Raw genomic sequence first — 9,187 nt, 5'->3', positions numbered from 1 at the left:
GAGAATTTCTAGTAACATCTTAACCTCCATTTGTTACGGTTAGACAATACTAAAGCTAAATTTTACCTAAAATGCAAGCTTTTACTGAACAGCCCTGCGCTTGAAATCACCATCCTTGCAATCATCAATGCCTTCCTTGTCAAATTTCCCATCCTTAATCGTAATATCTTGGTCGGCAAATGAACGCTGCAAACTATCATGCAACTTGGCATCAGCTGCCTGCAAACAAGAAAATTGTTGTTGCAGCAGGCTATCAGCTGGCTCAGATAAAACTTGCCGGTCTCCAGCAACAAACCACTGCTCTATTAAACCTCGACTAATATCTTGTTTAAACTCAAGCGTATTGAAAATTGTTTTCACCTGAGCTTCTAACCTATTCGTTAACTTGCTCGCAGCTTTAAGGACATCCCCATTTATTCCCTCTCCTACTGCTGCATTCGTTTGCTCGTTTTGCCCCGATTCCTGGTTAACCTGTTGATCCTGATCAGATGTTTTACCACTTGCATGCTCGTTAATAATTGCCGCAACCAATTGTTTTACCTGTTGCTTTACTTGCGCATATTCAAGCTCAAGTGGAGCGGTTTTAGCCACGACGTCGGCGCTGATTTGCTGCCAGATTTTCGAATATTCCTGCTTCCAATGCGAAAACGATTCCGCTGTAACGACAAACTTTTCTAATTCTTTTCCGGCAAAAGTTGTTCCATTAGCTCTGGCCTCTGCCACAATCTGCAAAGCTTCAAGATCTTCAAACCGAACCCCTTGCGACATGATTTCAACAACCGTACTGCTGGTGTTTTCGCGGTGTTCAAACTCCTTCCAAGCAACAATTTCTTGCGCCAAAGTTAACTTAGTTTCCGCAGTATCAGCCTGGGAATATTGACTCACAAGGGTTTTAATTTGATATTCATGTGCATCAACCTCCAACAAACGCTTGGTTATGTTACTGCTAGCCAGAGCAACAATGCTGCATTCCTCACGGTTATTTAACAAATGATACGCTGCCTGTTGCCGAGCAGCTTTTGCTTGCTGCCAAGATTCAACAACAGCTACATCAGCAGCTTGCAAATACCCTGAAGCTCCTGCTTGCAGAGATGCATGCAGGGCTGTCAAACGCACATAAGGGGAATTATCATTTTGCCCCTCAATGGCTAACTTATCGGTCACCCAATCATTGGCAGTCAACTTCTTGCTGACTTCTTGCAAAATCTGCATTTCAGAAATTTTATCCTGAGTCTCTGACTTTAACTCCTGGATAACCTGGCCTCTGATTTCCTGCAACGGTGTTGTAGGTGGCGATTCCACTTGCGGTGATACCACTTGTGACGAAGTCACTTGTGGTGGCATTACCTGCTCTAGCACTCCCTCATGCTTGTATTCCTGCAAAAGCTCCTCTTGCAGATCTACAACTTGTTTGTGAACCTGGGATTTAATCAAATTCCACTGACACGAACTCTCTGCTCTCGCTGCATGGTGCTCTTCAAAGTTTACAAAAACCTTACTGTAATCCTTATCTGCTATCTTACCATCAAGAATCAATGCATGAATGTTGGCCTCAAACTGAAGCATAGCTGGATCGGCTCCAAGGTTCTTGAGCAAAGCATAAGAGGGTTTATGCAGATCATTACCTAAAACCATATCTGTTAACTTAGCAGCGTAATAAATTCGATCTTGGTAACTTTCAGCCTCGGTATAACTCTGCAAATGCCCTCGCACCTCACCGGCAACTGCATACCGCAGGAATTTTGCCTCCTCCTCGAGTAATTTATCTACGTCTGTGGCAAAACGATTCAAGAAACGATACGGATCAGCTACCTCTTCGATAATCTTAAAGGCCAATTGATCCCGCTTTAAAGCCGCTGTATCTAACACATCTTGATAAACCTGGCGTTGCGTCTGAGTTGAGGTTACCGCTGCTGTATCTAACTCCTTCAACCTGTGAAACGAACTGGCCACATCCTTTACTGCCGACATGTAACCTTGCATCAAAGCATAATCGGCTCTATCTGCCTCTGAAAGCCCATTTACATAATAATCTTCCCTTTGAGATTCGATATACTGCTTACTGTGACCCTGTAAAGCCTGCCAGGTAGCCGGCATTTTATCCCAAATCCGTCCTGAACTGTCCCGGTACTCAAATTCTGGGCCAGCTTCTGAATTAGGATCATCTGCAATGCTTTGGGCTTTTTCTAGCTTGGTAAACTTAAAAAATTGCTTGTAGAGGGACGGTGTACTGGCAATTGGATAAGCTGCGGCATAACACTCATCCCTTAAAGCATCATAACTAGGATAAAGCTCATGCTCCTTGGCTAGGGAGCCTGGATGCGTTGCCTTGATAGTTGACCATAATTTGTTCTTTTCTGCACATAGATCAAAATAAGCCATAACCTCACTGCGAGCCTGCAACTCTAGCTCACTTAACAGCCGCTGCCGCAGTCCTGCTGCTACCTCCAATACATCACGCCGCAGATTAGCTTGGGCGGCAAAAACATGGTGCTCATCCCAATTATTAACTATTTCCAGGGCTGCTTCTTGCAGAACTTGGCCAAAGCTTTCATAAGCAGACCACAATTGATCTTGCTCTTCCTTACTGTCACTCTCAAGCGCTCTACTTAAAAATTCATGGCGCTCTTGAGATATATCATGGTAGTGACGGACGTTTTGGTAAAAGGGACGGTTTTCCTCAGTGATCGTATAATCCGTCACCATTTTCTTATAAGTTCCCTTGCTCAATTTCGAGACAAGATCCTTCATTTCAGGAAAGTGATCCTTGGCTGCTGCGACAAAAAGATCATCACGATGCCGTGTCATGCCTACCAATAAACTATTGGCATTCATCAACGGATCCAAAAACAGATAACTGCGATCAACCGTGTCACCTTCTGATTTGTTCACCGTAATCGCATAACCATAATCGATTTTGTCATAACCTGCGGGATTAAATACCAGCGAACGACCATTATCATCCAACACCGTTATTGCCCCAGATCGGGTATTATAACCGGTGATACTGCCTAAAGTTCCATTCTTAACACCATGGCTTGGCGCTTTGAAAAAATGCGCCAAGCTAAACTTCTCCCGCACATAAATGCCAATATTATCATTTTCCTTAAAGGTAACCCGGTCCCCTATAGAAAACTCCCGGCCATGAATTTCAAAATGCCCTGAAAGCAATCCCAAAGCTTTGAATTGTGAACGGATACCAAGATTCAAATCCATAACGTCCTTATTGGTATAAGCCATCGCCAGCTTAGTCGAGTTGGCATTTTCTCGGTGATCGCGTACATATGCTTCAATCAAATGCCATTTGGCTGACTCTGCCTCTTCCTTTAACACAACCCGGCCATTGTCGATATAAGGCGCTAAACCACGCTCAACGTCATGCTGATTTAAAGCCTGTGAAGCTTGCTTTTGCCAATCTATTCGTTGCCGGTAAATTTCTGTCAGCTCTGTAGCTTCACTCTGCTCAAGCAAAACCCGACCTACATCACCTCGGCCCACGGCCTTAATCTGATTTGGATCTTGAATTACCAGCAGTTTGGCTCCCTTACTGGCAACCTCATCTAACAAGATTGACCAACGATTCATATCAATCATGTTCGCTTCATCAACAACGACTACATCCTTGGCGGTCAAGTTGTACTGAGCATATCCTTGCATCTTCTGCAACGCTTTGTCTTTGGTAACTCCTCGTATTCTTTTTTTGGCAATCAATTCACTATAATTGCGGTATTTTTTCCAACGGTAGTTAAAAAAATCTATCGTATGGCTGTTAATACCAATGTCGCGCTGCATATTCTCAGTGGTCTTGCCCTGAAAGGCTGTACCTAAAACCCGATACCCGGCATTTTCATAAGCACGCACCACTGGCGCCATAATTGTCGTCTTACCCGTACCAGTACGGCCAATCATCACCCGAACATCCGGGCCTGTGGTTAGAAATTCAACTGCGGCAGTTTGTTCCTGTGAGAGCTGAATCTTATTGCCAGACTGCTTGGATAGTTGTTTCTCTTGTTTGGCTATACAGCGCTCTACAGCTGTAAGCTGAACTTGCTTGGTGCTTCGAGCAAGCAAAGTTTCTACATTAGCAACAATCTTCTCTTCCTGCTCCTGCAAGCCTTTTGCGGTATAAATTTCTCTGCCCCTAACATCACTGCCAAGCGATGAGGCGGCATCTGTTGTTAGCACAATATCGCTCAGCTTACTGGCATTTTCCTCCAGCTCAGCGGTAAATTTTCTTTCAATCTCATTTGAATCTCCTGGTTCATACACTGCATCATCATTAGCCGTTTTACCAATCTCATTGGGAATTTCGACACCTGCAACCTTCATTGACAGCACTTTGTGCAATACTGGATCACCGCCTACTCGTTTGAAGATCTCAGCTTCTAAATCTGCTTTGCTAAAGACTGTTTTGTTACCTGCTACAAGCTTGATTAGCTCTTCTGGATGATCTTTGAAAATCTTGATGTTTTCCTGACGGATTTCTTCATTATCATCAATAATTCGTGACGATTTACCAACTTGCACCCGATGCCTGGCCGCCCAGCCTTCATGATAGGTGGGGATAATCTTAAGGCCTCTATCCTTAAAAGATCGATGATCAACTCTCTCTGGTGATCCCATTTTTTCAAGTCCATGATTTAACACCTCAGCCCACAGGGCTCTGGTTTCCTTCAGTGCTGCTTTAGTGCATATCTCACGATCTTTTGCAGTCGAAAACTCTCCATCCTCAAGCGCTCGCCTTGATATCAATGCATGAAAGTGTGGGTTACCTTTATCCCAATGCAGGGCTACATCAACAACCAAACCGCGCGAGACAAACCTTTCATTTACAAATTTCTCAACCGATTCTATGGCAAGCTCTTCATCAAACTCTACTGGTATAGACCCTTCAAAAGTCTGAGCCGTTTGCGCGCAGGTCTTATAAGCTTCCCTAGCTTCTTGCCTAACAAATCTTGCATCGGCCAGTTGATCTTCATAGTTTTCAACCTTATTCCACAAACTATCTGACTGCAAAGCCCAATCGGGAGCTCCCTTGGGGGCAAGGATATTTTTGTAAATTACATTGGTTTTTTTGGAGTAGTCATAGGTAAATTCGCGACGTTCTTCAAAAATTATCTTACCGCCAATATAAGCAGATGCTGCAACAGCACTGCGACCAGTGCTGCGCTGAACAAAGTTGCCATGTAGGTGATAATTTGCCACTGCCTTGAATCCTGTTCATAAATCTTTTAAAGACAATATACTGCCCGCGGCAGGCGCGCGCAAGCACATAGTGCATAAGTGCGCACTTCAAGATTTTGAAGTGAACGGTCGATTTTCTCCTTTCCCCATATTTTGCCTATAAACCCTCAAAATCTCTTCGTACAGGGATGTAATAGCTCGTTTGTGATGGTTCCAAAATACCCAGGATTTATCTATTTTCCTGGCCAGGATATTGTGTTAATATCCTCAATAAACCTGCGGAGTTCAACATGTCTCAACAAAAAGTAGACCAAAGAAAACTAGATAAACTCGATTCCAAGATCAAAGCCTTGCTTGAGGAAAGGCACAGCCTCATCGAAAAAAAAGCCCAAGATCTTGCTCAAACCATTCTCAAAGCTGAGTTGGGATTTGTTGATGAGGAGATCTTGCTGGGAGCTTTATTAGAACTCAAACAAGAAATATCTTCGCCTGATTCTGACAAGATAGAAAAATGGAGGACAGTGGGCAGAGAATTTTTTCGAAAAGAGCGAGCTACAAAAAAGCAAAGAAAACAATCTAACAAATCGAAAAATCAGCAAACGCTTGCAGACCATCAACAGAAACTTAAATCAGTATCAGCATGAGCAATCTACTTTCAAACGCAAACTACAAAAAAGCACTATGAGTTTCAGAAAAGCCAGAACTAAAACCCTAATTCAGCTCGGAGGCTTATTAGCTAAATCAGGATTTATCGATCTATTTTCCATCAAACTTGGGCAAGATTTACAAAAAGACGATGAGGTTTTTGAAGATGTAGCTGCATTAATGGGGGCATTAGTTGAGATGAAATCTACTTGCGACCTCAACACTTTGCCACAACAAAAAATGCTTTGGGCTGAAAAAGGTAAGCGATCTTTGGCAGAATAAAATGCCAGGAGTGATGACAAAGCACAGAAAAAAATGCAGAAAAAAGATAAAGATAGAGGTTAAAATTGAGAGTTACGGATAAAAAATTATGTTAAAAAATTGCTGCATTGTCAGTGATGCTTAGGCAAAAATATTGCAAATTATCCCAATTAGCTACCACAAAACAGGCTAAACGATCAGATAAAAAATCCTAACTGGTGTTGTTGACCGGGGTGTTGGATGATTCCAAACTGATGTTCGGAGTGATGTATTGGGTATAAAATTGCAGCAAAATTTTTCACAAGAAGCCGGGAGTTTTTAGAAATTAATGTCATTTATCAAAAGCACTACTCGATAAAAAATCTGACAATGAGATGATATTAATCTGCAAAAAATGTCGTCCAAAGGTGAAGAAATCTCTGTCTTTACCCCACAAAAATAACCAAAAAAATAAAAAAAATTATTGTTAAATCATTTTGAACAGCCATCTAACCCCACAAATGGCTCAAGAAAACGCTAGAGAAGCGTATGCATTTCGCATTGTTTTTGCAGAAAATAAGTTAATGTCGTCTCTGTGGTATGTTTTAGGAACAATACTTTGATGTTTATTAACGATTGTTTAGAGTTCCTTGATGTATCAAGTTATTCGGAAAACTGTTTTTGTGCTAGCTGCCAGGCTGAAGCAGATCGTTACGAAGAGGAGATGGAGCAAAGTTGGAGGGAGTTTGTGGAGTACTCTTGCACAGAAGTCTAGGAAGGAGCAGATTATTACACGGAGTATTGATAACGTCGAACGTCAAGTAATGCTGTGGCGCTCGACGGTCCTATTTAGTGGTGCAGCTTTGCATGCTGATTTACATTCATTAATTGGCACAGAAAAAATTGGCACAGAAAATAACTCCATTACGTGGAGTTCAACACAATTATTTTTGCAACGCACACATTTCTCAACTCCTCAAGAACTAGGGAATGTAAAAACTTGTCAATCCCTTTGTTAAGTGCGATTATGACTTCCAGATAGCAAAATGACCCTGGGGTCTTTCAACAAGCTGAAAGAGAATTGCTTAGATGTTAATGGTTCCCTTTTGCAGAGAATTTCCCGAATTGGCGGCAAAAGATAGGTTTCGGGTTGTGCTTAGAAAAGCTAATTCACCCAACCCTTCAGTCTACGAAATTGTTGACTTGTATTGCCCTGAAAATAGGTGCAATTGCCATAAGGTAAGTGCCGTTGCCTTTGACTGCTTGGGAAAAGCTTGTGCAACCATTGCCTGGGGCTGGAAGTCACCTGGTTACTACAGAAACAAGTGGGAACTTGACGAAAAGACTGCCAAGAAACTCAGCCAAGGATTCTTAGACCCTTATGGAAGGCAATCTGCAGACTCAACGGAAATATTTGCAGCTTTTACCCATGCAGTTAAATCAGTACCAAGAGTGAAAAAGTTTTTCCAAAAATGTTATGCTACTTTAAAAATTTTGCCACTAACAAACCGACAGAGTTATAACCATGGATTTATTGAAATCGAATGAATTTAATAGATGAACATAAATTACAAATGATTATTGGAAAACACAAATGAGATTAACTATAGCGCAATACATAAATATCGTCGCATATTCCTACCAGAGAGATACTCTACATTTAAAAAAAAAGAGGTAGTGCTAGGCGACAACATCAGAAATTATTTTTTCTACGAAGCTGAATAATGCGAGCACACTTTTCCTTACATGCAATTTCTACAGATAAAAAAATATTTCGCTATTACCATTTGCTGTTGGCACCTGACCTGCTTAGTGGTTGGCTGTTAACAACTTATCATGGCGGAATTGGGAAAAAAGGTAGGTTGCGACATCAAATCTGCCAAGATTTAGTTGATATTAAGCACTTACTTGGGGTAAAACTGGCTAAGAGGTTTAATGCAGCCAAGAGAATTGGTTGCAACTATACCTTGAAACAATATAGGGTTGATCAGGAATTTGAAGATAAGATCCTGAATGGAAAACTCAAAATATTAATTGAAGAGAATTATTGACATTCTTAAGGAAAGACCTCCATGCAACCAAAGCGCAAAATCCTAACTCTTAACTTTAAAAAAAATGCTGAAGACGTGCCAAGCAAGAAAGCTGAGCATAATGAAGAAAGCAAAGATACTGACTGCGCTAATCAAAACGAAGCTGATGCTCAAGAAAGCAAAAAAGACCATAAGAAAGCTGGTAAGGATGGTAAACACGATAAAAAAAAGTGTAAAAAGAAAAAATACTATAAGGCCCCAAAAAAGAAGGTAATTAAAAAAGGACCTACTCCACCTAAATCCAGGCAACAAAGAGATGAAGAAACCAGGAAGGTGATGGAGTTGCTGTGTCAAAGATTCCCCGAATGTTTCCATGCAAGTACTCTAAAACCTCTCAAACTTGGCATTCAAGAAGATTTGCTTGCTGAACATTTTGAAGGAATGCCATCCAAAAAAGCCATACGTCGTGCCTTAACTTTCTACACCTGGCGCATGCGATATCTTAAAACTCTAATTGCACAGGAGCATCGTTATGATCTCAACGGAGAGAAGAGTGGTGAGGTAACACCACACCAGAAGGAAATAGCTCTGAAGAAATTGGAAAAAATGAAGGAAAAGCAGGCTTTGGTGGCGCAGGAAAGAAAAGAAAAAAGCCAACAAGAGCAGAAAACTGAAAGCCAGGGCAAGATCGCACGCAGTTGGCAACCTTGAAATTCTAAAATTAACTGAAAACCCATTATGGATTCTGACTTTAGACCCCTCACCCTACAAGAAATGCCGAAGAAAAAGCGTAAGCCTTTAGGAAAATTTTGGCTACTGATCGTTGTAGGGCTTGGAATTGTTGGGGTAATAACGGTCAGCTTGTTAATTCAATAATTAAGCGGTAAATTGTTGTGCGCACTAATCGGTAATTATTTGCCCCCTACCCTCTTTCGATTTAACACAGTGTGCAAGTTTTTTTTAGTCATGAACTTGCACACTACGTTACCTAACCCAAGTTCAGCGGACGAAGTCGTCAAGCCGTTGGTAAATAAGGATTTATTTTTCAAAAATTGCCCTTCCAGTCACTACAGATTTTTCAAAACACT

At 41.5% G+C, this 9,187-nt stretch carries 6 protein-coding genes; 5 read left to right on the top strand and 1 reads right to left on the bottom strand.

Annotated elements, in window-relative coordinates; translation table 11 throughout:
* Nucleotides 1-81: 81 nt before the first annotated feature.
* Nucleotides 82-5,205: a MobA/MobL family protein gene (locus ABFQ95_05865; GenBank protein ID MEN8237051.1), complete on the bottom strand. Its 5,124-nt coding sequence runs from the start codon at nucleotides 5,203-5,205 to the stop codon at nucleotides 82-84.
* 269 nt (nucleotides 5,206-5,474) lie between these two features.
* On the opposite strand from ABFQ95_05865, the gene traD reads away from it, so the two are divergent.
* The 5 genes from traD to ABFQ95_05840 all read left to right on the top strand — a co-directional run bounded on the left by traD (nucleotide 5,475) and on the right by ABFQ95_05840 (nucleotide 8,810).
* Complete coding sequence (traD, locus tag ABFQ95_05860; GenBank protein MEN8237050.1) at nucleotides 5,475-5,828, top strand: conjugal transfer protein TraD; 354 nt, start codon at nucleotides 5,475-5,477, stop codon at nucleotides 5,826-5,828.
* A 37-nt stretch (nucleotides 5,829-5,865) separates the two neighbouring features.
* Complete coding sequence (locus ABFQ95_05855) at nucleotides 5,866-6,111, top strand: conjugal transfer protein TraD (protein MEN8237049.1); 246 nt, start codon at nucleotides 5,866-5,868, stop codon at nucleotides 6,109-6,111.
* Between the two features lie 1,047 nt (nucleotides 6,112-7,158).
* Nucleotides 7,159-7,617 carry a hypothetical protein gene (locus tag ABFQ95_05850; GenBank protein MEN8237048.1) on the top strand — a complete coding sequence of 153 codons (459 nt, stop codon included), beginning with the start codon at nucleotides 7,159-7,161 and terminating at the stop codon, nucleotides 7,615-7,617.
* A 176-nt stretch (nucleotides 7,618-7,793) separates the two neighbouring features.
* Complete coding sequence (locus ABFQ95_05845; GenBank protein MEN8237047.1) at nucleotides 7,794-8,120, top strand: hypothetical protein; 327 nt, start codon at nucleotides 7,794-7,796, stop codon at nucleotides 8,118-8,120.
* Nucleotides 8,121-8,141: 21 nt separating this feature from the next.
* Nucleotides 8,142-8,810 carry a ProQ/FinO family protein gene (locus ABFQ95_05840; protein MEN8237046.1) on the top strand — a complete coding sequence of 223 codons (669 nt, stop codon included), beginning with the start codon at nucleotides 8,142-8,144 and terminating at the stop codon, nucleotides 8,808-8,810.
* The last annotated feature ends 377 nt before the right edge of the window (nucleotides 8,811-9,187 follow it).

It is taken from the genome of Pseudomonadota bacterium, from assembly GCA_039714795.1.
Taxonomy (GTDB): Bacteria; Pseudomonadota; Alphaproteobacteria; order JAGOMX01; family JAGOMX01; genus JBDLIP01.
The sequence above is the reverse complement of the archived record's forward strand: the minus strand, read 5'-3'. Positions and strand labels throughout refer to the sequence as shown.

What these genes read in the sequence shown, in the direction of transcription:
- traD (MEN8237050.1), top strand. Translation starts at nt 5,475, where the DNA reads ATGTCTCAACAAAAAGTAGACCAAAGAAAACTAGATAAACTCGATTCC.
- ABFQ95_05855 (MEN8237049.1), top strand. Translation starts at nt 5,866, where the DNA reads ATGAGTTTCAGAAAAGCCAGAACTAAAACCCTAATTCAGCTCGGAGGC.
- ABFQ95_05850 (MEN8237048.1), top strand. Translation starts at nt 7,159, where the DNA reads ATGTTAATGGTTCCCTTTTGCAGAGAATTTCCCGAATTGGCGGCAAAA.
- ABFQ95_05845 (MEN8237047.1), top strand. Translation starts at nt 7,794, where the DNA reads ATGCGAGCACACTTTTCCTTACATGCAATTTCTACAGATAAAAAAATA.
- ABFQ95_05840 (MEN8237046.1), top strand. Translation starts at nt 8,142, where the DNA reads ATGCAACCAAAGCGCAAAATCCTAACTCTTAACTTTAAAAAAAATGCT.